A 22633-nucleotide genomic window follows, 5' to 3' on the forward strand; every position below is an offset into this window, starting at 1 on the left:
ACTCCATGATAATTATGAAGATAAAGAATTCTATGCACTCTCTTTAGTGATAATAAAATCACTTAAGGGAGCATCTTCACGTTTTTCCAACTTAGACCAATCAACTTGCTGCATACGTACATCAACCAGCAAACTGCCATCATCTTGATATTCTTCGTTAAGAATACATTGCATTTGAAAGAATTTACTTCGAAGACGTCCAACCCAATCAGGTGGTAAAAGCAAAGAATGCTCAACCATCTGTCCAGATAAGCGCTCTGTTAATGCTTGGAATAATAACTCTATGCCTTTGCCTTCCATCGCGGAAACCCAAACACATCGAGGTATACCTTCCTCATCACGCTCAATTCGTGGTTGCTGATCTTCTAAGTTATCAATCTTATTCATTACAAGAAGAGTCGGTACCTCATTGGCATCTATCTCTTCAAGAACAATATCTACTGCTTCAATATTCTCACGAAAACGTTCATCACTCGCATCTACAACATGTAACAAGATATTAGCTTCTTGTGTTTCTTGTAATGTCGCTTTAAAAGCGGCAACCAAATCATGTGGCAAATGACGAATAAAACCTACCGTATCAGCAAGAATTGAGGTTCCTACATCGGCAACTTCTATTTTTCGTAATGTTGGGTCCAAAGTCGCAAACAATTGGTCAGCGGCATAAACCCCAGCCTCTGTAATCCGGTTAAACAACGTAGATTTACCTGCGTTGGTGTAGCCGACTAAAGAAATGGTTGGAATTTCAGCACGGTGTCGAGCTCGACGCCCTTGCTCACGTTGTTTGGCTACTTTGCCTAACCTACGAAGAATCGCTTTAATACGTTCACGCAACAATCGTCTATCTGTCTCTAACTGAGTCTCACCTGGACCACGTAAACCTATACCGCCTTTTTGACGTTCAAGGTGAGTCCAACCACGGATTAATCGCGTAGAGATATGACGTAATTGTGCTAACTCAACTTGCAACTTACCTTCGTAAGTTCGTGCTCGTTGAGCAAATATATCCAGTATTAGACCCGTACGATCTATTACTCGACACTGACATAATTGTTCTAAATTTCGTTCTTGAGCTGGCGATAATGCGTGATTAAAAATCACAATATCTGCGTTATTAGCTCGAACAGCATCGGCAATTTCTTGTGCTTTGCCTTCACCAACATAATATTTAGGGAGTGGAGATTGACGGGTTCCCGTCACAACACCTACTGTGTTTACCCCCGCAGAAGAAATTAACATTTTACATTCGTTAAGATCTTCAATCTCCCCTTGATAGGTAAAGTCAATGTGCACAAGAATAGCCTGTTCACCGGATTCATAACGGTCAAACAAGCGTTAACTCCTTAACTGATTAACTATCTCTAGAATAGTATTACTCTTCAGTTTTTTCTTGTGGACGCTCGCCTTGTGGGCGATCACTCGCTGAGTGATGGCTTACAGCACGAGCCGGAACAACAGTAGAAATCGCATGCTTGTATACCATTTGGTTTACTGTGTTCTTAAGTAGGATAACAAATTGGTCAAATGACTCGATTTGTCCCTGTAGTTTGATCCCGTTAACTAAATAGATAGATACTGGAATCCTTTCACGACGCAGCGCATTCAAAAATGGGTCTTGCAAAGATTGCCCTTTAGCCATTTTTATTTTCCTTTTTGGTTTGTAATTGTAATTTTATTTAGCTATGAGCCTTTAGCTTATGACTAAACGCACTTAAGTTAAACAACATTGAAGCATTTTTGTGCTTATTTTTTCTCTAATTGAGTCGAAATCAACTCTAAAGCGCCGTCAATGTCATCACTATCAAGCCAAGTTAACTCTTTCCAGCTACGTAGCCAGGTAATTTGTCGCTTGGCTAATTGACGAGTAGCACAGATACCACGGAAAACCGCCTCATCCAATGTCCCCTCCCCGTCAAAATAGTCCCACATTTGTCGATAACCGACACATCGAATTGATGGTAAATCAGCATGAAGATCATCACGTTCATATAATGCTCGTGCTTCAGCTTCAAACCCTTCTTCCATCATATTCGCAAAGCGAAGTTCAATACGACGATGAATTTCTGCTCTCTCTTTTGGTGCTATCGCAAATTGATGCACCTCATAAGGCAAAGCATCACCTTTAATCTGGGTTAATTCTGTTAATGTTTTACCCGAAATTCGAAATACTTCCAACGCTCGGGAAAGTCGTTGTGGATCATTTGGATGAATTCTTTCAGCTGAGACAGGATCAATCGATTTTAATTGATCATGCATGGCTTCCCATCCAAATTGTTCCGCTTCTTGCTCAATTTGAGCTCTAATATCAGCATCCGCTGCCGGTAATGGCGAAAGACCTTCAAGAAGTGCTTTGTAATACAACATAGTACCACCCACTAACAATGGGATCTTTCCTTGAGCAACGATATCATCCATCTCTTTAAGAGCATCACGACGAAAATCCGCTGCCGAATAACTCTCTGTTGGATCAAGAATATCAATAAGACGATGAGGAGCCTGTAAAAGTTCCTCTGCATTTGGTTTTGCCGTACCAATATCCATACCCTTATAGATAAGGGCGGAGTCTACGCTAATCAACTCCACAGGAAAACGTTTTCGCAATTCAATCGCTAAGTTTGTTTTCCCTGATGCCGTCGGTCCCATCAAAAAGATGGCTTTTGGTAATGCTTTATTCATGACTAAATGCTTGTATCACTTGTGTAATATCGATGTCTTTTAACAATTTAGGGTAGAAATCATTCAATTTACCTCCCCATAATTGCTCTAATTCCATCACTAATTGAATTGCCTGAGCTGTAGTATAACTTACTTCATCATGTTGAATTTGATGAGAAAGCCATTTTATTACTTGCTCTAACGATGGATTAATTTGTTCTAGATACCTTAACAGATTCGGGATCAATTGTTGTAAGTTCTGCTGTCTGATTGGTTGACAAACAGCCATTACGATAATATTTGTTCTATTTTTAACTTTAAGATCAATACCTAAAGATTTCAACAAAGAGGCGTAATTAGATAAATTGTTACAAATTGACTCATCAATACCAACAGAAAGCGGTATCAATAAAGGTTGAGGCTTTAACGGCTCAACATTAACCGAACTTAACTGACCGTAGATTTTGACAAACTCGGCATAGCGTAAGTTCAATAACTGAAGTTGCTTACCTTGCTGCAACAAGGCAAAGGTCGATTCAACAACACTTAAAACTTTACCTAATGTGATGTCATTTTTAGACACATGAGTAACTTGAGGTGCAACTCGTTCAATTTGTTGAGTAGTACTGAATGTAAGTGATTGCTCATTCACCTGAGAGCTACTTTCTCTCTGAACTCTATTTTGGGTGGTAAGCAACTCATTATAATTAGAAAGTGCTTTTTCTGCTGGTTTATCATTATTATAAAATGAACGAGGTAACGCGCTAGGCTTCGAAGATGAATTTCCAGTAGGGCTTTTCGGGATCCATGAATCTAATGGAGCCTTATTTGGATAACTTGGCGTAGATTCTACCGCAACCCTTAATTGTTCAGATTTAGGATAATGCGATTGTTGAGGCTGTCGAACATATTCCTTCATTGGTGGAAAATACGATTCTTTATTCTCAATTACTTGTTCTTCTACCAATGGTTGATCATTACATACTACGTTTGATAATGATGCACCTTGCTGTAATGCACCAAAAATAGCTTGGTAAATAAAGTCATGTACTAATCGTGCTTGATGAAAACGTACCTCGTGCTTTGCCGGATGCACGTTAACATCAACATCATGTGGATTGATCTCAATAAATAAAATATACGCTGCATATTGGTTTGCAGGCAAAGATGATTCATAACCTTGACGGATAGCATGATTGATTAGCTTATCTTTCATCATACGTCCGTTCACATAGCAGTATTGAATATCACCCTGTGCTCTTGCTCCTTCGGGAGACGATATCCAACCATGAAACTTCAACTCTCCATGCTCTAACTCGACTTCTAATGCATGTTGTAAGAAATTAGCACCACATACGGCCGCTAAACGTTTTTCTATTTGAGGTTTAGTTTGTGCTGCTCGATATTGACGAACCATCTTACCGTTATGACGTAAATTAATCGTCACATCCAATCGGCTTAATGCAATACGCTTTAATAGTTCATCAATATGAGTAAATTCTGTTTTATCTGCTCGCAGGAACTTACGACGTGCTGGAGTATTAAAAAACAGATCAACCACATCAATAGTCGTTCCAATGGGATGAGCAGCCGGCTTTAATTTCACATTCATTTCTCGACCTTCAGCATAAGCAGACCATGCCTCTTCTTGGGCAACAGTACGAGAAGTTAGTGTTAAACGTGAAACGGAACTAATAGAAGCAAGAGCTTCACCTCGAAACCCCAAACTAACAATGGCTTCAAGATCATCTAATGAAGTGATTTTTGATGTGGCATGACGACTTAAGGCTAAGGTAAGTTCATCTTTTGGGATCCCCGATCCATTATCGCGAATTCGGATTAACTTGCTGCCACCTTTTTCGATATCAATATCGATGCGAGTTGCTCCCGCATCGATACTGTTTTCTACCAATTCTTTAACAACAGAAGCCGGACGCTCCACAACCTCACCCGCCGCAATTTGGTTGGCTAATCGTGCTGGTAAGATTTGAATTGGCATGACCTTGTTCCTTAACTGGTTGGAATAATGAGCACCTGCCCTATAGCAAGCTCATCTGAACGTAACTTGTTTGCTTTTCTTAAGCTGGAAACAGATACGCCATATTTACTTGCAATTTTACCTAAGAATTCACCGCGTTTCACCGTGTGTTTCTTAACGGGAGCTACAATACTCACTTTCAATTTTTGTCCAACAAACAAAGTATCTGACTTCAATTTATTTAATGAACGAATACTGCTTGTTGTTACTTTATATTTCGATGCAATCTTTCCTAAATACTCACCAGAACGTACTTTATGAGTAATAATAGTACGAGCCTGACTTGATGATGTATTCGCAGAAGAAACCGTATTCTTCGGTGCAACATACACAGGTTTATTGCTTGGGATAACTAAAACTTGTCCAATCTTTAAGCTCGTGCTTTTAAGATTATTTTCACTTTTAATTTTCGCCATCGTCGTTCCATATTTCTTTGCAATTAAAGACAAAGACTCACCAGAACGTACTTTATGTTTTGTTTGACCATCTTGTGCAGCAAGTAGTGTACCTTGCGGCGGGTTATCATGAAGATAACGAATGATTGCTTTTGAAATAGAACGTGCAATTTTATCTTGATGAGCTCGTTGGAATAATTGCTTTTCTTCCGTTGGGTTCGAAATAAACCCGGTTTCAATCAAAATAGATGGAATATCTGGTGACTTTAATACTGCCAAGCTCGCATTCACAGGCTCTTTTTTATGCAGTCGAATCACTTTACCCATTTCTGATAACACGTTCTTTGCTAATTTATACCCTTCTTTTTGAGAATGACTAAATTGCAGATCCAATAGCGTTTGACTTACGTTTCTATCGTTACTGTTTTTCGCTAGTACGTCTCCTGCACCACCCAATAACTCTGATTGTTTCTCGTGTTTTTCCACCCAACGACCAATTTCAGTATTTGCTCTACGTGTATTCAAAACGAACACAGAACCACCTCTTGGCTGCGGTGAGCGGAAGCTATCAGCGTGAATAGAAACTAATAAATGCGATTTATTTTTTCGAGCTATCTCTGTACGTTTATTTAAATTCACAAAATAATCGCCACTACGAGTCATTACTGCTCGCATGCCTGGCTGAGCATTAATTTGAGCAACCACTTTTTTCGAAATCGCTAATGTCGCATGCTTTTCGTACTTTCGTGTTGGACCAATAGAACCAGGGTCTTCACCACCATGGCCAGCATCAATAGCAACAACAATTTCACCATTACCAATAATATGACTATTATTTGAATTAATTACAGGTTTAGAAGGTGTACTTGGTTTGCTCGGTGTTGGCGTTGAATTAGTTGTTCCTGAATGAGGTAAGTCCATCACCAAACGATGGCCATACTGCCCACCTGGAGTTGGTGCTAACTTAAACACCTCAGCCGTAACAGAGTGCTTTAATTCAAAAACCAAACGTGTAGTGTTTTTTGATGGTGGTGAACTCTTTCTTATCTTAGTCAGTACCTTGCTGTCTTTAACATTTAAAGGCAACTTAGCTTTTACATTCGTATTCTTAAGATCAACAACCAAACGGTATGGGCTACTTAATGTAAAGTAGCTGTAATTTGCTTCTGAATTTAAGTCAATAACAATACGAGTTTCATCAGGCGAAGGCCAAACTCGTATTCCCTCTAACGTGTTTGCAGATACAAAAAAGCTACTTGTTGAAAGAACAACAAATAGCGTATACCAAATAATTCGAAAATATTTACCGATTAACACAAATCCAACCGCTGTACTAAACTACATCCATACTCATTATTACCTGTGATCACAACATGACGAGCTTCACCATCGTAGCGAATATCAATATCAAGATCTGGTGCTGGTAATAACCCTTCCCCTTTCTCAGGCCATTCAACTAAACAAATTGCATCATCAGTAAAATAATCACGGATCCCCATAAACTCAAGTTCTTCAGGATCAGCTAAACGATATAGATCGAAATGATATACCTGCCACTTATCAAGTTCATATGGTTCAACTAATGTATAAGTTGGGCTTTTTACATTACCAGTATGACCTAATGAACGAATGAATCCGCGACTAAACGTAGTTTTACCTGCGCCAAGATCACCATGTAAGAAAATTGTTGTTTGTTGAGTACAAGCTTGAGAAAGCTGTCTACCGAATTCAACCGTATCGTCTTCAGTAGCTAAATTAAATTCAAAGCGTTCCATTATTCACTAATTTCACTATTTTAATTGTCTAAATTGATGGACTTGGTATCAAATTCACAATTTAATGTGATGAATGTTTATACACAAGTTATCTTATCGGTTTGTTAATCTCATTGAGTAGAACTTTTATAATCAGTATCTAATTACGAGTTATCTTGTCTATATGATAAACTTTTACTCATTATACTGTAATAAAAAAATGTAATCTCCCTGTGAAAATTAACTATCAAGAACTCGCAAATAACATCAAACTTTGGGCAAAAGAGCTTGGCTTTCAAAAAGTCGGGATCTGTGATGTCGATTTATCTCATCATGAGGCAGCATTAGAGCAATGGTTAGATGCGGGTTATCACGGCTCAATGGATTGGATGGCACGTCATGGTGCCATGCGAGCAAGACCAGACGAGCTTCATCCTGGGACAATTCGAGTAATCAGTGCTCGAATGGGTTACCTTCCTCCTGAAGCCAATTTTGCCAGTAACTTAAAAGATCCAAACCAAGCTTATATTAGTCGTTACGCTCTCGGACGCGATTACCATAAACTGATCCGTAATCAATTAAAAAAGCTAGGGCAAAAAATTGAAAAAGAAGTCGAACAATTAGGTTATCGACCGTTTGTGGACTCTGCTCCAATTTTAGAGCGCCCATTAGCAGAAAAAGCCGGGTTAGGCTGGACAGGAAAGCACTCACTTCTTCTTGATAAACATGCAGGCTCTTGGTTCTTTCTTGGCGAACTATTAGTTGATATACCATTACCAGTTGATACACCTGTTGAGAACCAATGTGGCAAATGCACCGCCTGTGTATCTTCTTGCCCTACCAACGCGATTCTTGAAAATGGTGTAATTGATGCTCGTCGCTGTATTTCTTACTTAACCATAGAAAACAGTGGTGTCATTCCTGAAGAGTTTCGTTCATTAATGGGAAATCGTATTTACGGTTGCGATGACTGCCAACTTGTTTGTCCTTGGAACCGAGAAGCTGAAATTACTCAACAAGCGGACTTTCATCGTAGAAGCTCATTAGGTGACTCTGATCTTATTTCACTTTTCTCTTGGGATGAAAGTACCTTCTTAAAAAATATGGAAGGCTCTGCGATTCGCCGCATAGGACATACCCAATGGCTACGTAATCTTTCCATCGCAATGGGAAATGCACCTCATTCCGAAGCAATAATATCTGCACTACGAGATCGATTAGGCTTAGATGAGAATTTAGATATCCATATTCAATGGGCGATAAAGCAACAATCTCTCGCTATCACTTCAAATAGAAAAGAACAACGCTTAATCCGTATCATTGAAAAAGGGCTTCCAAGAGATGCCTAACTAGTATGATCTCAATAAAGTCATTCTCTGTTGATAACCATTTAAGATTACATATAGCGTATGTGGAAAAGATTTCTATCTTTAGCAAACAACGGGAATATTAAAAAAGTTAAACACAAGACAGGAATATGATTAGGATCAAAGAAGTCAAGCAAAAAGATCTTTAAAAATCTTGCAAATAATGCATAAAAAAACAAAAAACCTTATTTTTCAAATAGATAAAAAATAAAAGCAAATTTAACGATCAAAAAATAAAAGCAAGATCCTTGATAAAACTCATTTCTTTCAGTTTTTTCATAAACAACTAACAGAGTTATCCACAGAAAGCGAGATGTGGATAAGTTTGTTGATTATATGGTAGTTAACAAACATAACTAACCCTCTGCGCTTACTCTTTATATGAAAAAGAGACCAGATGCAGATAGATTATTCGATTCTTTCATTGGTTATGAATCTGAGTATTCTAAAGAGCAGGATTTGTAGTGGAGTTAATGCTTCACAGCATTAATTTTAAAGAAAATAAAAGCGCTGAATATGATTCAGCGCTTTTATTTTGTTTGGAGCGACACACGAGGTTCGAACTCGTGACCTCAACCTTGGCAAGGTTGCGCTCTACCAGCTGAGCTAGTGTCGCATGATTAACCGCTAATGCGTTTAATCTAAATGTGGTTGCGGGAGCAGGATTTGAACCTACGACCTTCGGGTTATGAGCCCGACGAGCTACCAAGCTGCTCCATCCCGCGTCCGGATGCATTGTTTAAGACAATGAGACTATAAACCATTTTTCTCTTCGAGAAAGAAAATGGAGCGACACACGAGGTTCGAACTCGTGACCTCAACCTTGGCAAGGTTGCGCTCTACCAGCTGAGCTAGTGTCGCATGATCAACCGCTAATGCGTTCAATCTAAATGTGGTTGCGGGAGCAGGATTTGAACCTACGACCTTCGGGTTATGAGCCCGACGAGCTACCAAGCTGCTCCATCCCGCGTCCGGATGCATTGTTTAAGACAATGAGACTATAAACCATTTTTCTCTTCGAGAAAGAAAATGGAGCGACACACGAGGTTCGAACTCGTGACCTCAACCTTGGCAAGGTTGCGCTCTACCAGCTGAGCTAGTGTCGCATGATTAACCGCTAATGCGTTCAATCTAAATGTGGTTGCGGGAGCAGGATTTGAACCTACGACCTTCGGGTTATGAGCCCGACGAGCTACCAAGCTGCTCCATCCCGCGTCCGGATGCATTGTTAAGTACAATGAAACTTTATCTTATCATTCAATTACTTGAACAAGAAGCTTTAAATTTGGAGCGACACACGAGGTTCGAACTCGTGACCTCAACCTTGGCAAGGTTGCGCTCTACCAGCTGAGCTAGTGTCGCATTCTGATAAGGAGTAGCTCCTCGTTCAGAGGCTGCGAATTATACGAGTAAACTGTGATGATGCAAGCGTATTTTGAAAAAAAATGCGATTTTTTTTCAAAATCGCGTTTTTCCGCTCAACAAATCATCAAATGAAATTAAATTGTGAAAATATGTTGGCGATAATACTTCAATTCTGCAATAGATTCGCGAATATCATCTAGCGCTAAATGTGTGCCTGCTTTGGTAAAACCATCTAAAACTTCAGGTTTCCATCGACGTGCTAGCTCTTTAATTGTACTTACATCAACATAGCGGTAATGAAAATACTCTTCTAATGTTGGCATATGCTTATATAAGAAACGACGATCTTGTCCAATACTATTACCACAAATTGGTGATACGCCTTTTGGAACCCATTGCTCAAGAAAAGCAATAGTTTCTGCAATTGCCGCTTCTTCATTGTATTTACTTTCTTGTACTCGAGCGACTAATCCGCTATTTGTATGAGTATTGGTACACCAATCGTCCATTTTAGCCAACTCTTCTTCTGGCTGATGGATCGCAATTACTGGACCTTCTGCTAAAATATTCAGTTGTGCATCTGTCACAATAGATGCAATTTCGATGATTTTATGAGTTTCAGGATCCAATCCTGTCATCTCTAAATCCACCCAAATCAGGTTTTGATCATTAATTGCCATAGAGAGTTGCCTATTTTGTAACTAAAAAGGGTATGATACTCGGGCCGATTTATCTTTCAACATAAAACTGAAAGCCAACCAACAAGTGAATTAATTTCGTGGCAAAGAAGAAAAAGCTAACCAAAGGCCAAGTTCGCCGAGTACGCTCAAATCAAAAAAAGCGTATTGAAAAAATTGAAGACAGTGTGCAATGGGATGAAACCCTACTAGAAGCTGCTAAAGAAGGCCTAGTCATTACACGCTTTGGTCAACATGCTGATATTGAAGACCCTGATACTAAAGAAATCCATCGTTGTAATTTACGTCGAGGTATTGAAAGTTTAGTTTCGGGTGATCGTGTTATTTGGCGTCCAGGGACTGAAGTCCTTGCTGGTATTTCAGGTGTCGTTGAAGCTGTAAAACCAAGAACATCAATGTTAACCCGTCCAGACTATTATGACGGTATTAAACCAGTAGCAGCTAACGTTGATCAGATGGTAATCGTGTCTTCAATTCTTCCTGAGCTGTCTCTTAATATTATTGATCGATACCTTATTGCTTCTGAAACTCTACATATCAAACCATTAATTGTATTAAACAAAGTGGATTTACTGTCTGAAGAAGAGTTCACCAAGGTACAACAACTACTGAGCTTATATGAAGATATTGGTTATAAAGTTCGATATGTAAGTAAAGAATCAGGCTACGGTGTAGAAGAGCTTGAAGCTGAATTACGAAATCACATTAATATTTTCGTTGGTCAGTCTGGCGTAGGTAAATCAAGCCTTGTAAATGCACTGATGCCTGAACTTGAGATTGAGGTGGAAGAAGGGGCAGTATCTGAAAACTCAGGTCTTGGTCAACATACAACAACTGCAGCACGTCTGTATCACTTCCCACACGGTGGTGATTTAATTGACTCTCCAGGAGTTCGTGAATTTGGTTTGTGGCACTTAGAAGCTGAACAAGTCACAGACTCTTTTATTGAATTTAAAGACTTTTTAGGTGGCTGTAAGTTTAGAGACTGTAAACACAAAGATGACCCAGGTTGTTTACTGCAAGAAGCGGTTGCAGAAGGAAAAATTAATAAACAACGCTTTGAAAGCTACCACCGTATTATTGAAAGCATGTCTGAGAATAAAGCAAATCGCCAATTCTCACGAAACAAAAAAGCCGATTTATAGCCAGAATAAACCTTGGGTTTAGCGACAATGTAAATATGTGGTAATATCCACAGCAAATGATAACTATTAGGCAAACAACGTGTCAGATAATTTAAAGATTGGGTTACAATATCTAACTCCAAAACATGCACTTACTCGTTTGGCTGGCAAATTAGCATCAGCAAAAATGGGATGGTTAACAACTGCTGTTATTAAGTGGTTTATCAAACAATACAACGTAAATATGGATGAGGCTAAAAAACCAGATCCTGAAGCGTATTCAACATTTAATAACTTCTTCGTTCGTGAATTAGAGGATGGTGCTCGTCCTATTAATGAGGATGATTCTGTTATTTCTCACCCTGCTGATGCTTGCGTTAGTCAATTTGGTCCAATTATGGACGGTAAATTAGTACAAGCAAAAGGCCACGTATATTCTGCACAAGAATTACTTGGTGGTGATGAAGCACTTGCTGCTGAATTTATGGGTGGTGAGTTTGCAACGCTGTATTTATCACCAAGCGATTACCATCGTGTTCATATGCCTTGTGATGCAACGCTACGTAAAATGATTTATGTTCCTGGTGACTTATTTTCAGTTAACCCATTAACGGCTGAAAACGTACCGAACTTATTTGCACGCAATGAACGTGTTGTTTGTATTTTTGATACCGAGTTTGGTCCTATGGCTCAAATTCTGGTTGGTGCAACGATCGTTGGTAGTATTGAAACTACATGGGCTGAAACCGTAACACCACCAACAGGTCCTGCGGTTAAAACATGGCACTACCCTCTTTCTGGTGACGACATGATTTGCTTTAAGAAAGGTGAAGAAATGGGTCGCTTTAAGTTAGGTTCTACTGTAATTAACTTGTTTGCTCCTAACTCAATTAAATTTGATGACTCAATGGTAAATGGTACTCCTACTCGTATGGGTACACCATTTGCTCATATCGCAAAATAATCAAATTTTATTAAGAAATAATAAATAGCGGACAATATGTTCGCTATTTTTTTATCTTTAGATAGTCAGAATCAATTAACTCAATGGAATGAATGATGGGATATGAATGGTTAGCGTTGGCTGCTGCTTGTTTATGGGCGCTATCAAGTATGATTTCTGTAACCCCTGCAAGGCATCTTGGTGCATTCGCTTATAGTCGTTGGCGTATGGGCTGCGTAACTATCATGCTCTCTAGTCTTGCTTGGTTTACTGGCGGTTGGCTCTCTATTGAATCTTCTCACTTATATCCAATGATCCTCTCTGGTCTCATTGGTATTTTTATTGGCGATACGGCTCTATTTGCGTGTTTTAATCGCATGGGACCACGCCAAGCCGGTTTACTCTTTTCTTGTCATGCTCTATTTTCTGCCATTCTTGGTTACTGGTTATTTAATGAAACCCTACAAGGTTGGGAACTCGTCGGTGCCATCTCTGTTTTTTCTGGTGTTTCTATTGCTATTTTCTTTGGTAGAAAAACAGATAATCAAGGAACATGGGATGAAGTAAGAGGTAATATCTGGATAGCAATCTTCTTAGGGTTGCTTGCTGCTTTTTGCCAAGCACTTGGTGGTGTTATCGCAAAACCTGTAATGCTTACCAATGCAGACCCAATTGCAGCCTCAGCAATACGAATGGCTTCAGCTTTTGCAGCTCACAGCTTATTAAGATTAATGAACGTTCCAATATCTCGCCCTATTACGCCAATTAATTTTCGCATTCTTGGAATTGTGGCGTTAAATGGTTTTCTAGCAATGACTGTGGGTATGACACTCATTTTATATGCATTGCAAAAAGGAAATGTAGGGATGGTTGCTCTACTCTCTTCTACAACCCCTATTATGATCTTGCCGTTATTATGGTTATATACAAAAAAAGCACCGAACCGCTCTGCATGGCTTGGTGCTTTTTTAGCTGTAATGGGTACGGGATTAATCGTCAGTTAATCTTACAATTAGATTCATAACCTTTAATCTGGGAAGTTATGCCCTATCAAAAGGAAATGCTGTAACTTGATCGATGTGCTTCTCGCCCATCGCAAGCATGATTAAACGATCAATACCTAAAGCAACACCAGAACAATTAGGTAAACCCGCTTCTAGCGCAGCGATCAAATGATAATCAATGGGTTGTTCAATTAGCCCCATTGATTTACGTTTTGCATTATCTTCTTCAAAACGCATGAGCTGCTCTTTTGCATTATCCAACTCATGAAAGCCATTCGCTAACTCAATTCCCTTAAAGTACACCTCAAATCGTTCAGCTACTCGTGGATCGCTTGGATTAATTTTAGCTAACGCTGCTTGAGAAGCAGGAAAATCATAAACAAAAGCAGGCACATCTTGCCCAATTTTTACTTCAACTCCCATACTGAATAAAAGCTGCAATAATGTGTCACGATCTTCTTCAATATCTGCAATATCAGATAAACCTAATGGCGCAGCAACCGCTCTTAATTCATCCATACTCGCTTCTAAAGGGCAAACACCAAGTACTTGAATAAAAGCTTCTTGATAAGTCATACGTTCAGCATTGTCACATTTCAACACTAACGTTAATAACTCATTCATCTCATCCATTAGGTTATGATGATCAAAACCTAAACGATACCACTCTAGCATAGTGAATTCAGGGTTATGGTAACGTCCTGCTTCTTCGTTTCGAAATGCTTTATTTATTTGGTAAATACACCCACTTCCAGCGGCTAATAAGCGCTTCATATGAAACTCTGGACTAGTCATGAAATAAAGATGAGTGCCATCTGCATATCCCGGCCCAATAAAGTCTGTTTGGAAAGTATGTAAATGCACATCCGTTACCGTCGCATGACTCATTGCAGGCGTATCCACCTCCATTACTTTTCGCTCAGAAAAGAACGAACGGATTGCAGTTAAAATATCAGCTCGTTGCTGTAATTGCTCAATTGATGCACTAGGCATCCAGTTTTGACTAGTCATAATCTTATACATTAGAAAAACTTATCCGAAATAATACCTTATCTCACAATTTTACGTTACCTATTTTTTAACTTTATAAATACCCTTAAGCATCAAAGGGATACAGAACCAATAAGAATCATTATCACTTATAAAGCAACAACTTAACTACAATTTGCCGCCAAAATTAACAGCTTTAACTAGTTGACGGAGATCACACTATAAGCAACAAACTGCCCCATTAGTGGTACTTGCTCTACAAAACTTTATCCATATCAATTTTTATTACAAAAGCTCACATAGAATAGAGAACAGAATTTTTAAGTTATTATTTGCTCTTTTTTGTCATATGAGCAGGTTAGATTCTCATAATTAGTCACAATTACGTGATTAGTTTAATTTTTTATCTTTTATCCCGGAGGATAACTGTGAAGACTATAACCACAGATATCGCAGTAATCGGCGCGGGCGGTGCAGGTTTACGTACTGCCATTGCAGCTGCAGAAGCTAACCCAGAGCTGGAGATTGCTCTGATTTCAAAAGTATACCCAATGCGTTCACATACAGTGGCTGCAGAAGGTGGTTCCGCTGCCGTGACCAAGGAAGAAGATACACTAGACAATCACTTCAACGATACTGTTGGTGGTGGTGATTGGCTGTGTGAACAGGATGTTGTTGAGTACTTTGTAGAAAATGCATACCGTGAAATGACCCAATTAGAACAATGGGGTTGTCCATGGAGCCGTAAAGAAAATGGTGAAGTTAACGTTCGCCGTTTTGGTGGTATGAAAGTTGAACGTACATGGTTTGCTGCGGATAAAACCGGCTTCCACATGCTTCACACTCTATTCCAAACATCAATGAAATACCCTCAAATCAACCGTTTTGATGAGTACTTCGTTGTTGACCTTCTTGTGGAAGAAGGCCAAGTTCAAGGTCTGATTGCTATTCATATGGCAGAAGGCGAACTTATCTGTATTAAAGCAAAATCTGTTGTTCTTGCAACGGGTGGCGCAGGTCGTGTTTACCACTGTAACACCAATGGAGGTATCGTTACTGGTGATGGTATGGCTATGGCGTTCCGTCACGGTGTTCCACTACGTGATATGGAATTCGTACAATACCACCCAACAGGCTTACCAGGTACTGGTATCCTGATGACTGAAGGTTGTCGTGGTGAAGGCGGTATCATCGTAAACAAAAATGGTTACCGTTACCTACAAGATTACGGCATGGGTCCTGAGACTCCTGTTGGCGAGCCAAAGAACAAATACATGGAACTTGGTCCTCGTGACAAAGTATCTCAAGCGTTCTGGCATGAGCAGCAAAAAGGCAACACAATTAAACACCCTCTAGGTGATGTTGTGCATCTAGATCTTCGTCACCTTGGTGAAGAATATCTACATGAGCGTCTACCATTTATCTGTGAATTAGCAAAGGCATACGTAAACGTTGATCCAGCTAAAGAGCCAATCCCAATCCGTCCAACGGTTCACTACACTATGGGTGGTATCGAAACGGATAAGAACAATGAAACAAGCATCAAAGGTCTATTTGCTGTTGGTGAGTGTTCTTCTGTTGGTCTTCACGGTGCAAACCGTCTAGGTTCAAACTCTCTAGCTGAGCTAGTTGTATTCGGCCGCCTTGCTGGTGAAAAAGCCGCTGAACGTGCTGCTGAATTCACATCTTGGAATGATGAATCAATCCAGAAACAAATTACTGAAGTTCAAGCTCGCATTGATGCGCTAATGGCGCAAGAAGGTGACGAAAACTGGGCAACTATCCGTACTGAAATGGGTCACTCTATGGAAGCGGGTTGTGGTATCTATCGTAAAGAGCATGAAATGCAAGATACGATTGATAAACTGGCTGAACTAAAAGAGCGTTACAAGAAAATCAGCATCAAAGATAAAGGTAAAGTATTCAACACTGACCTTTTATACGCTATCGAAGTTGGTTACGGTCTTGAAGTTGCAGAAGCAATGGCTCACTCAGCGATTCTACGTAAAGAATCTCGTGGTGCACACCAACGTCTAGATGAAGGTTGTACAGAGCGTGATGATGAGAACTTCCTAAAACACTCATTAGCGTTCTACAACAAAGATGCAGCGCCTACTATCAAGTACAGCGATGTAACGATCACTAAATCACAACCAAAAGCTCGCCTATATGGTGAAGCAGCTGAAAAAGCAGCAGCAGAAGAAGCGGCGAAGAACGCAGAGGAGCACGCATAATGACGGGTGGCAATCGAATCCAAAAAGTAAGCATCCTGCGTTACGACCCAATGAAAGATGAGAAACCTTATCTTCAAACGTTTGATGTTCCTTGTGATGAAACAACGTCTGTATTAGACGCTATTGGTTACATCAAAGATAACCTAGACAAAGACCTATCTTACCGTTGGTCTTGTCGTATGGCGATCTGTGGCTCTTGTGGCATGATGGTAAACAACGTACCTAAGCTTGCTTGTAAAGCGTTCTTACGTGATTACCCAGATGGTTTAACATTAGAACCATTAGCTAACTTCCCAATTGAAAAAGATTTAATTGTTGATATGACGCCATTCATTGAGCGTTTAGAAGCAATCAAACCTTATATTTTAGGAAATGATCGTACACCTGAACAAGGTCCAAACACTCAGACTCCTGAGCAAATGGCGAAATACAAACAATTCGCTGGTTGTATCAACTGTGGTCTATGTTATGCAGCGTGTCCTCAATTCGGTCTAAACCCTGAATTCATCGGTCCTGCAGCACTAACACTTGCACACCGTTACAATCTTGATAGCCGTGATAACGGCTCAGCTGAGCGTATGAAGCTAATCAATGGTGACAACGGCGCATGGGGCTGTACATTTGTTGGTTACTGTTCTGAAGTGTGTCCAAAACACGTTGACCCAGCAGCAGCTGTAAACCAAGGTAAGATCGCATCGTCTCAAGACTTTGTTATCGCAATGCTTAAACCTCAGGAGGCATAAGGATGAGCAATCGTAAACCTTACGTTCGCGAAATGACACGTACTTGGTGGAAAGATCATCCTTTCTACCGCTTCTACATGGTTCGTGAAGCAACGGTTCTACCACTAATTTTCTTTACTATCTGTCTGCTTGTTGGTCTAGGTAGCTTAGTTAAAGGTCCACTTGCTTGGGCTTCTTGGTTAGATTTCATGGCAAACCCTATTGTGGTTGCTCTGAACATTGTTGCTTTAGCTGGTAGCTTATTCCATGCTCAAACATTCTTTAGCATGATGCCGCAAGTAATGCCGATTCGTCTTGGTGGTAAAACACTGGATAAGAAAGTGGTTGTTCTTGCACAATGGGCAGCAGTTGCTGCAATCACATTACTTGTACTGGTTATCGTTTAAGGAGAATTATTGTGGTAAATCGTAATCCAAAGCGTTCTGACGAACCAGTATGGTGGGGCTTATTTGGTGCTGGCGGCACTTGGTTTGCAATGCTAACACCAGTAACTATCTTAGTTCTTGGTATCTTAGTTCCACTAGGTGTGATCGGTCCTGAGTCAATGAACTACCTACGTGTTGCTGGTTTTGTTACTAGCATCATTGGTGCATTATTTGTTATCGGTTCTATCTCTATGCCAATGTGGCATGCGATGCACCGTCTGCACCACGGTATGCATGACCTAAAATTCCACACAGGTACTGCGGGTAAAATCGCATGTTACGCAGCGGCTGCTCTAGCAACTGTATTATCTGTTGTGTTTATCTTCATGATCTAATCATCATCTAGATACTGAAAAAGGTTGGCTTTATGCCAACCTTTTTTGTGTCTGCTATTTATAAATAAGCAATAAAAAAGGCCACCGAAGTGACCTTTTATATAAAGCTATTCTCGATATAAATCGAAATTACTTCACACGACCAACGTATTCGCCAGTACGTGTATCAACTTTAACTACTTCACCAATAGCGATGAATAGTGGAACACGAACTACTGCACCAGTAGATAATGTTGCTGGTTTACCGCCAGTACCTTGAGTATCGCCTTTTAGACCTGGGTCTGTTTCAGTTACTTCAAGTTCAACAAAGTTTGGTGGTGTCACTGTAATTGGATTATCATTCCAAAGAGTCAGTGTACAAGTATCGTTTTCTACTAGCCATTTAGCAGCATCACCAACAGCTTTAACATCAGCTGCGATTTGCTCAAAGCTTACGCTATTCATGAAGTGATAGAATTCACCATCGCTGTATAGGTAGTCAAGATCAACATCTACTACATCAGCTAGCTCAAAACTTTCACCTGATTTAAATGTTTTTTCTAGTGTTTTACCAGAAAGCAATCGACGAAGTTTTACACGGTTGAATGCTTGACCTTTACCTGGCTTAACATATTCGTTTTCGATAATTGAGCATGGCTCATTATCTAACATAAATTTCAAACCGCCTTTGAATTCATTGGTACTTACTGACGCCATGATTTCCTCTTAACATCGTTGAGTTATAAATAATGTCACACATAATAACCCGAAATGACGCTCCTGTTGAGCAAAACTGGCTCAAAGAACTAGCGAATGCGATCTCTAACCCTCATCAACTACTTTCAATACTAGGTATTGATAGCGCTCCGTGGGAAAAAGGATTGGAAGCGAAAAAGTTATTTGCGTTACGTGTGCCGACAAGTTTTGTCGATAGAATGGAATTTGGCAACCCTTTTGATCCTTTATTACGCCAAGTATTGCCTTTAGATCAAGAATTCGAGGTACATGAGGGATATTCGAACGATCCTTTAGAAGAACAAGACAACGCTCAACCGGGATTATTGCATAAATACAAAAACCGAGTTCTACTGATTGTAAAAGGAGGTTGTGCTGTTAATTGTCGTTATTGCTTCCGTCGTCACTTTCCATATCAAGACAATAAAGGCAGCAAAACCGTTTGGCAAGAATCCATTGATTACATCGCCAACCACCCAGAAATAAATGAAGTTATTTTCTCTGGCGGTGACCCATTAATGGCAAAAGATCATGAGCTTCAATGGTTAATTGAACATATTGAAGCGATTCCGCACATCAAGCGCCTTCGCATCCACTCTCGTTTGCCGGTAGTAATACCAAACCGTATTACTGATACACTATGTCAGCTATTTAAAAAAACACGCTTACAAATCATTCTAGTGACTCATATCAACCATGCTAATGAAATTAATCAAGCCCTTATTAATAGCATGCAAAAACTGAAACTTGCTCATGTCACTCTATTAAATCAAAGCGTGTTATTAAAAGGCGTTAATGATAATGCAGATACATTAACTCAATTAAGTGAAGCATTATTTGATGCGGGTATTTTGCCTTATTACCTTCATGTATTAGATAAAGTCCAAGGGGCCGCTCATTTCTTTGTTTCTGACGAAAAAGCCAAACAATTAATGGGGGAGTTGATAGAAAATGTATCTGGTTATCTTGTTCCTACATTAGCTAGAGAGATTGGTGGTAGAAAAAGCAAAACACCTCTCGACTTATATTTGGAATAATTACAGACATAAAAAAACCGAAGCACTCGCTTCGGTTTTTTGTATCTAGAATTCAATTCTAAATTAGAATAACTCTTCAGCTACTTTGTATAGCTCAAGTTTTTCTGGACGACGCATGTTTTCAATTGCATCGATGATATCGTGGTGAACAAGTTGTTCATTTTGAATACCAACACAACGGCCACCGTGACCATCAATCAGCAATTTAACACCGTAGTTACCCATACGAGAAGCTAGGATACGGTCGAATGCACCAGGTTGACCACCACGTTGAATATGACCAAGAACCGTTGCGCGAGTTTCACGACCAGTTTCAGCCTCGATTTCTTTTGCAAGTTGGTTAACATCAGTCATCAGCTCAGTGATCGCGATGATTGCGTGTTTTTTACCTTTCGCAATACCATCTTGGATATTTTGAATTAGAGCTTCTTTGTTTAAACCTGTTTCAGGAGTAATAACGTACTCACAACCACCAGCAATTGCAGACATAAGAGTTAAGTCACCACAGTGACGACCCATAACTTCTACAATAGAAATACGTTGGTGAGAAGAAGACGTGTCACGTAGACGGTCAATTGCATCAATAACAGTGTTTAATGCTGTTAGGTAACCAATTGTGTAGTCAGTACCCGCGATATCATTATCGATTGTGCCAGGAAGACCGATACATGGGTAACCCATTTCAGTTAATTTCTTCGCACCCATGTAAGAACCGTCACCACCGATAACGATTAGCGCATCAATGTCGTGTTTCTTAAGGTTTTCGATCGCTTTTTCACGAACAGCTACTTCTTTAAACTCAGGAAAACGTGCTGAACCTAAGAATGTACCGCCGCGGTTGATCATATCAGATACGCTGTGACGCTCTAATTTTTCGATACGATCTTCAACAAGACCTAAGTAGCCATCATGAATACCAAATACTTCTAGGCCTTCCGTCAATGCTGTACGAACAACACCACGAACTGCCGCATTCATACCCGGCGCATCGCCACCACTTGTTAAAACACCAATCTTCTTGACCATGGTTACCCTCTAAATATGGTTGGGAATTTCAATTTCAATTTTGAACACAGCAAGCAAACTCCCTAATCTGCTCACCATTAATAATCTGTAATTTTTTTTCTTATGTAAGAGTATTACCAGTTTACTGAAAAAGTTCGTTGATTCACATCAGAATCAATCATGACAATTTTATTTTTCTGTTACCAAAAAACAAAAAACGCTAATAATACTACCAAACACTTAGCTAAACTGTTGTTGCTCTCTGTCTGAGTCTAGCACAACTGATAATGGGTCTTGATGAATTATAATATCAGAATGTGGGAATACAGATAAAAGCTCATCTTCCACCGCATCTGCAATCTTATGCGCTTGAACTAAAGGCATTTGATCCGGCAGCTCTAAATGTAGTTGAATAAATCGAGTTGGGCCAGCTAAACGAGTACGTAAATCATGAATCCCCTTAACTCCTTCAACTCGACAACACGCTTCTCTTATTTGCTCTAACTCTTCTACTGGTAATTGTCTATCAAGTAATAATTGAATCGCTTCATAGGCCATTTTAAAGGCACTTACTAATATATACGCCCCAATCACTAAAGCAAAAATAGCATCGGCTTGATGCCAACCGTACCAGCTCAATGCCAATGCCAACATAATAGCCGCATTCATAAATAAATCCGTTTTATAATGCAGAGAGTCGGCGGCAATCGCTTGGCTTCCCGTTTGTTTAACGACCCACTGCTGAACCATTACAAGACCAAGAGTTAACACAATAGCGAAGCCACTCACATAAACACCTAATTCAGGTGCAATCACATCTTGAGGACGGAAAAAGCGCTCAACGCCATTAAGTAATAAGAAACAGGCAGAACCAGAAATAAACATAGCTTGAGCCAATGCAGCGAGCGATTCAGCCTTACCATGTCCAAATCGATGTTCTTCATCTGGTGGCTGAAGTGCATAGCGAACAACCAATAAATTAGTAATAGATGCGCCCATATCAAGCAATGAATCAACGAGGGAAGCCAGTAAGCTCACCGACCCCGTTACCCACCAAGTTCCTAATTTAAATAACATTAAAACCGTTGCCACTATGGTTGCAAGCCATGCAGCCATCGTTACTAAAGAGGCGTATTTCTGAGTCATGTTTTTTCCATTGCTTAAAAATCAATCCCTAGTATAAAGATTTAATCACAAAATCGTAATTCCATTTTTTAATATATTTACAACAATATTGGCATAAACAAAAAAACGAGCCCTTACTTTCATAAGGACTCGTTTTATTTTTATTCGACTAAAGCGAATTAATGTGCGCAATCAGCAATATATTTGTCTTGATTTGCTTTAAATTCTACTTTTTGCTCAGGCGTTAAAATGTTCATCATTTCGTGACGTTTTTTCATCATTTCTACACGACGATCGATCTGACGTTGTGACATTTTTTCAGCTAAATCACGTACCGCTTGCTCATCAAAATTATCTGCTAAGATTAAGTCCTGCATAGCTTGGTGATCGGCTTTCATTTCAGCAGTTGGTTGACGATGCTCACCTCTTTTCGCTTTATATTCAGCTTTACGCTCGTCACGCATTTTTTCAAATTTTGCTTTCTGCTCATCGGTTAGATCAAGATCTTTAAATGCTTTTTTATTGGCTTTCATCATGCATTTACCACCGTGCATCCCTTCACCTTTCATTCCCCCCTCATGATGACCACCACCAAAAGCAAACGCCGATGCTGAAGCAAAAGAAAGAGGAAGAACAACTGCGCCTAAAACCATTTTTTTCATCATGTTCATTGTATTATCTC

General features: G+C 39.7%; 21 protein-coding genes and 7 tRNA genes. 9 read left to right on the forward strand and 19 right to left on the reverse strand.

Annotation, left to right across the window (positions count from 1 at the left end):
• Positions 1-30: 30 nt before the first annotated feature.
• From hflX to tsaE, 6 genes are all read right to left on the reverse strand, one after another.
• On the reverse strand, positions 31-1332 hold the full coding sequence (gene hflX, locus AVFI_RS12175; protein WP_011262724.1) for a ribosome rescue GTPase HflX: 1302 nt from the start codon (positions 1330-1332) through the stop codon (positions 31-33).
• A gap of 40 nt (positions 1333-1372) precedes the next feature.
• Positions 1373-1639, reverse strand: coding sequence for an RNA chaperone Hfq (gene hfq, locus AVFI_RS12180; protein ID WP_011262725.1), 267 nt, complete (start codon positions 1637-1639; stop codon positions 1373-1375).
• A 104-nt stretch (positions 1640-1743) separates the two neighbouring features.
• Entirely contained in the window at positions 1744-2676 is a 933-nt protein-coding gene (gene miaA / locus AVFI_RS12185) for a tRNA (adenosine(37)-N6)-dimethylallyltransferase MiaA (protein ID WP_065604441.1), read from the reverse strand.
• Positions 2669-4654: a DNA mismatch repair endonuclease MutL gene (gene mutL, locus AVFI_RS12190; protein WP_065623469.1), complete on the reverse strand. Its 1986-nt coding sequence runs from the start codon at positions 4652-4654 to the stop codon at positions 2669-2671. The genes miaA and mutL overlap by 8 nt, the downstream gene beginning before the upstream one ends.
• A gap of 11 nt (positions 4655-4665) precedes the next feature.
• Complete coding sequence (locus AVFI_RS12195; RefSeq protein WP_065621823.1) at positions 4666-6405, reverse strand: LysM peptidoglycan-binding domain-containing protein; 1740 nt, start codon at positions 6403-6405, stop codon at positions 4666-4668.
• On the reverse strand, positions 6399-6863 hold the full coding sequence (tsaE, locus tag AVFI_RS12200; RefSeq protein WP_005421169.1) for a tRNA (adenosine(37)-N6)-threonylcarbamoyltransferase complex ATPase subunit type 1 TsaE: 465 nt from the start codon (positions 6861-6863) through the stop codon (positions 6399-6401). Before tsaE ends, AVFI_RS12195 begins: the two co-directional genes overlap by 7 nt.
• Before the next feature lie 218 nt (positions 6864-7081).
• Between tsaE and queG the strand changes: the two genes are divergently transcribed.
• A complete protein-coding gene (queG, locus tag AVFI_RS12205) occupies positions 7082-8191 on the forward strand; it encodes a tRNA epoxyqueuosine(34) reductase QueG (RefSeq protein ID WP_188863416.1) in 1110 nt (369 codons plus the stop codon).
• Positions 8192-8749: 558 nt separating this feature from the next.
• Here queG and AVFI_RS12210 read toward each other — a convergent pair.
• The 8 genes from AVFI_RS12210 to orn form a co-directional block, all read right to left on the reverse strand.
• Positions 8750-8825 (reverse strand) — tRNA-Gly (locus AVFI_RS12210).
• A gap of 32 nt (positions 8826-8857) precedes the next feature.
• Positions 8858-8934: transfer RNA gene (locus tag AVFI_RS12215), tRNA-Met, on the reverse strand.
• 60 nt (positions 8935-8994) lie between these two features.
• A tRNA-Gly gene (locus tag AVFI_RS12220) sits at positions 8995-9070 on the reverse strand.
• A gap of 32 nt (positions 9071-9102) precedes the next feature.
• Positions 9103-9179: transfer RNA gene (locus AVFI_RS12225), tRNA-Met, on the reverse strand.
• A gap of 60 nt (positions 9180-9239) precedes the next feature.
• Positions 9240-9315: transfer RNA gene (locus AVFI_RS12230), tRNA-Gly, on the reverse strand.
• 32 nt (positions 9316-9347) lie between these two features.
• A tRNA-Met gene (locus tag AVFI_RS12235) sits at positions 9348-9424 on the reverse strand.
• 71 nt (positions 9425-9495) lie between these two features.
• A tRNA-Gly gene (locus tag AVFI_RS12240) sits at positions 9496-9571 on the reverse strand.
• Between the two features lie 137 nt (positions 9572-9708).
• Entirely contained in the window at positions 9709-10254 is a 546-nt protein-coding gene (gene orn, locus AVFI_RS12245) for an oligoribonuclease (RefSeq protein ID WP_005421173.1), read from the reverse strand.
• 98 nt (positions 10255-10352) lie between these two features.
• Here orn and rsgA point away from each other — a divergent pair, with 98 nt between their 5' ends.
• The 3 genes from rsgA to AVFI_RS12260 all read left to right on the forward strand — a co-directional run bounded on the left by rsgA (position 10353) and on the right by AVFI_RS12260 (position 13343).
• A complete protein-coding gene (gene rsgA, locus AVFI_RS12250) occupies positions 10353-11417 on the forward strand; it encodes a small ribosomal subunit biogenesis GTPase RsgA (protein WP_188863409.1) in 1065 nt (354 codons plus the stop codon).
• 79 nt (positions 11418-11496) lie between these two features.
• The gene (gene asd, locus AVFI_RS12255; protein WP_054775323.1) at positions 11497-12360 is read left to right on the forward strand and encodes an archaetidylserine decarboxylase; all 864 of its coding nucleotides are present in this window, start codon (positions 11497-11499) and stop codon (positions 12358-12360) included.
• Positions 12361-12455: 95 nt separating this feature from the next.
• Positions 12456-13343 carry a DMT family transporter gene (locus AVFI_RS12260; RefSeq protein ID WP_188863408.1) on the forward strand — a complete coding sequence of 296 codons (888 nt, stop codon included), beginning with the start codon at positions 12456-12458 and terminating at the stop codon, positions 13341-13343.
• A gap of 36 nt (positions 13344-13379) precedes the next feature.
• Here AVFI_RS12260 and epmA read toward each other — a convergent pair whose 3' ends face one another.
• A complete protein-coding gene (epmA, locus tag AVFI_RS12265) occupies positions 13380-14354 on the reverse strand; it encodes an elongation factor P--(R)-beta-lysine ligase (protein WP_188863407.1) in 975 nt (324 codons plus the stop codon).
• Positions 14355-14761: 407 nt separating this feature from the next.
• Between epmA and frdA the strand changes: the two genes are divergently transcribed.
• Genes frdA through frdD form a run of 4 tightly spaced genes read left to right on the forward strand, consistent with a single transcriptional unit; the run spans position 14762 to position 18070 of the window.
• Positions 14762-16567: a fumarate reductase (quinol) flavoprotein subunit gene (frdA, locus tag AVFI_RS12270; RefSeq protein WP_005421181.1), complete on the forward strand. Its 1806-nt coding sequence runs from the start codon at positions 14762-14764 to the stop codon at positions 16565-16567.
• The gene (locus tag AVFI_RS12275; RefSeq protein ID WP_005421182.1) at positions 16567-17310 is read left to right on the forward strand and encodes a succinate dehydrogenase/fumarate reductase iron-sulfur subunit; all 744 of its coding nucleotides are present in this window, start codon (positions 16567-16569) and stop codon (positions 17308-17310) included. Before frdA ends, AVFI_RS12275 begins: the two co-directional genes overlap by 1 nt.
• A 2-nt stretch (positions 17311-17312) precedes the next feature.
• Positions 17313-17696 carry a fumarate reductase subunit FrdC gene (gene frdC / locus AVFI_RS12280; RefSeq protein WP_005421183.1) on the forward strand — a complete coding sequence of 128 codons (384 nt, stop codon included), beginning with the start codon at positions 17313-17315 and terminating at the stop codon, positions 17694-17696.
• An 11-nt stretch (positions 17697-17707) separates the two neighbouring features.
• Positions 17708-18070 carry a fumarate reductase subunit FrdD gene (frdD, locus tag AVFI_RS12285; RefSeq protein ID WP_005421184.1) on the forward strand — a complete coding sequence of 121 codons (363 nt, stop codon included), beginning with the start codon at positions 17708-17710 and terminating at the stop codon, positions 18068-18070.
• 129 nt (positions 18071-18199) lie between these two features.
• Here frdD and efp read toward each other — a convergent pair whose 3' ends face one another.
• Positions 18200-18766 (reverse strand): elongation factor P, encoded by a 567-nt coding sequence (gene efp / locus AVFI_RS12290; RefSeq protein ID WP_005421186.1) that lies wholly within the window; start codon positions 18764-18766, stop codon positions 18200-18202.
• 32 nt (positions 18767-18798) lie between these two features.
• On the opposite strand from efp, the gene epmB reads away from it, so the two are divergent.
• A complete protein-coding gene (gene epmB, locus AVFI_RS12295; protein ID WP_054775320.1) occupies positions 18799-19821 on the forward strand; it encodes an EF-P beta-lysylation protein EpmB in 1023 nt (340 codons plus the stop codon).
• Between the two features lie 63 nt (positions 19822-19884).
• On the opposite strand, the gene pfkA is transcribed toward epmB, so the two are convergent.
• The 3 genes from pfkA to AVFI_RS12310 form a co-directional block, all read right to left on the reverse strand.
• On the reverse strand, positions 19885-20847 hold the full coding sequence (pfkA, locus tag AVFI_RS12300; RefSeq protein ID WP_005421189.1) for a 6-phosphofructokinase: 963 nt from the start codon (positions 20845-20847) through the stop codon (positions 19885-19887).
• 219 nt (positions 20848-21066) lie between these two features.
• Positions 21067-21972 carry a CDF family cation-efflux transporter FieF gene (gene fieF, locus AVFI_RS12305; protein WP_005421191.1) on the reverse strand — a complete coding sequence of 302 codons (906 nt, stop codon included), beginning with the start codon at positions 21970-21972 and terminating at the stop codon, positions 21067-21069.
• A 158-nt stretch (positions 21973-22130) separates the two neighbouring features.
• Positions 22131-22622: a CpxP family protein gene (locus AVFI_RS12310; RefSeq protein WP_005421193.1), complete on the reverse strand. Its 492-nt coding sequence runs from the start codon at positions 22620-22622 to the stop codon at positions 22131-22133.
• Positions 22623-22633: the final 11 nt, after the last annotated feature.

This window comes from Aliivibrio fischeri ATCC 7744 = JCM 18803 = DSM 507, assembly GCF_023983475.1.
GTDB classification, from domain to species: Bacteria; Pseudomonadota; Gammaproteobacteria; order Enterobacterales; family Vibrionaceae; genus Aliivibrio; species Aliivibrio fischeri.

What these genes read in the sequence shown, in the direction of transcription:
- orn (WP_005421173.1), bottom strand. Translation starts at nt 10,254, where the DNA reads ATGGCAATTAATGATCAAAACCTGATTTGGGTGGATTTAGAGATGACA.
- tsaE (WP_005421169.1), bottom strand. Translation starts at nt 6,863, where the DNA reads ATGGAACGCTTTGAATTTAATTTAGCTACTGAAGACGATACGGTTGAA.
- hfq (WP_011262725.1), bottom strand. Translation starts at nt 1,639, where the DNA reads ATGGCTAAAGGGCAATCTTTGCAAGACCCATTTTTGAATGCGCTGCGT.
- pfkA (WP_005421189.1), bottom strand. Translation starts at nt 20,847, where the DNA reads ATGGTCAAGAAGATTGGTGTTTTAACAAGTGGTGGCGATGCGCCGGGT.
- efp (WP_005421186.1), bottom strand. Translation starts at nt 18,766, where the DNA reads ATGGCGTCAGTAAGTACCAATGAATTCAAAGGCGGTTTGAAATTTATG.
- AVFI_RS12310 (WP_005421193.1), bottom strand. Translation starts at nt 22,622, where the DNA reads ATGAACATGATGAAAAAAATGGTTTTAGGCGCAGTTGTTCTTCCTCTT.
- frdC (WP_005421183.1), top strand. Translation starts at nt 17,313, where the DNA reads ATGAGCAATCGTAAACCTTACGTTCGCGAAATGACACGTACTTGGTGG.
- epmB (WP_054775320.1), top strand. Translation starts at nt 18,799, where the DNA reads ATGTCACACATAATAACCCGAAATGACGCTCCTGTTGAGCAAAACTGG.
- epmA (WP_188863407.1), bottom strand. Translation starts at nt 14,354, where the DNA reads ATGACTAGTCAAAACTGGATGCCTAGTGCATCAATTGAGCAATTACAG.
- mutL (WP_065623469.1), bottom strand. Translation starts at nt 4,654, where the DNA reads ATGCCAATTCAAATCTTACCAGCACGATTAGCCAACCAAATTGCGGCG.
- AVFI_RS12275 (WP_005421182.1), top strand. Translation starts at nt 16,567, where the DNA reads ATGACGGGTGGCAATCGAATCCAAAAAGTAAGCATCCTGCGTTACGAC.
- fieF (WP_005421191.1), bottom strand. Translation starts at nt 21,972, where the DNA reads ATGACTCAGAAATACGCCTCTTTAGTAACGATGGCTGCATGGCTTGCA.
- AVFI_RS12260 (WP_188863408.1), top strand. Translation starts at nt 12,456, where the DNA reads ATGGGATATGAATGGTTAGCGTTGGCTGCTGCTTGTTTATGGGCGCTA.
- miaA (WP_065604441.1), bottom strand. Translation starts at nt 2,676, where the DNA reads ATGAATAAAGCATTACCAAAAGCCATCTTTTTGATGGGACCGACGGCA.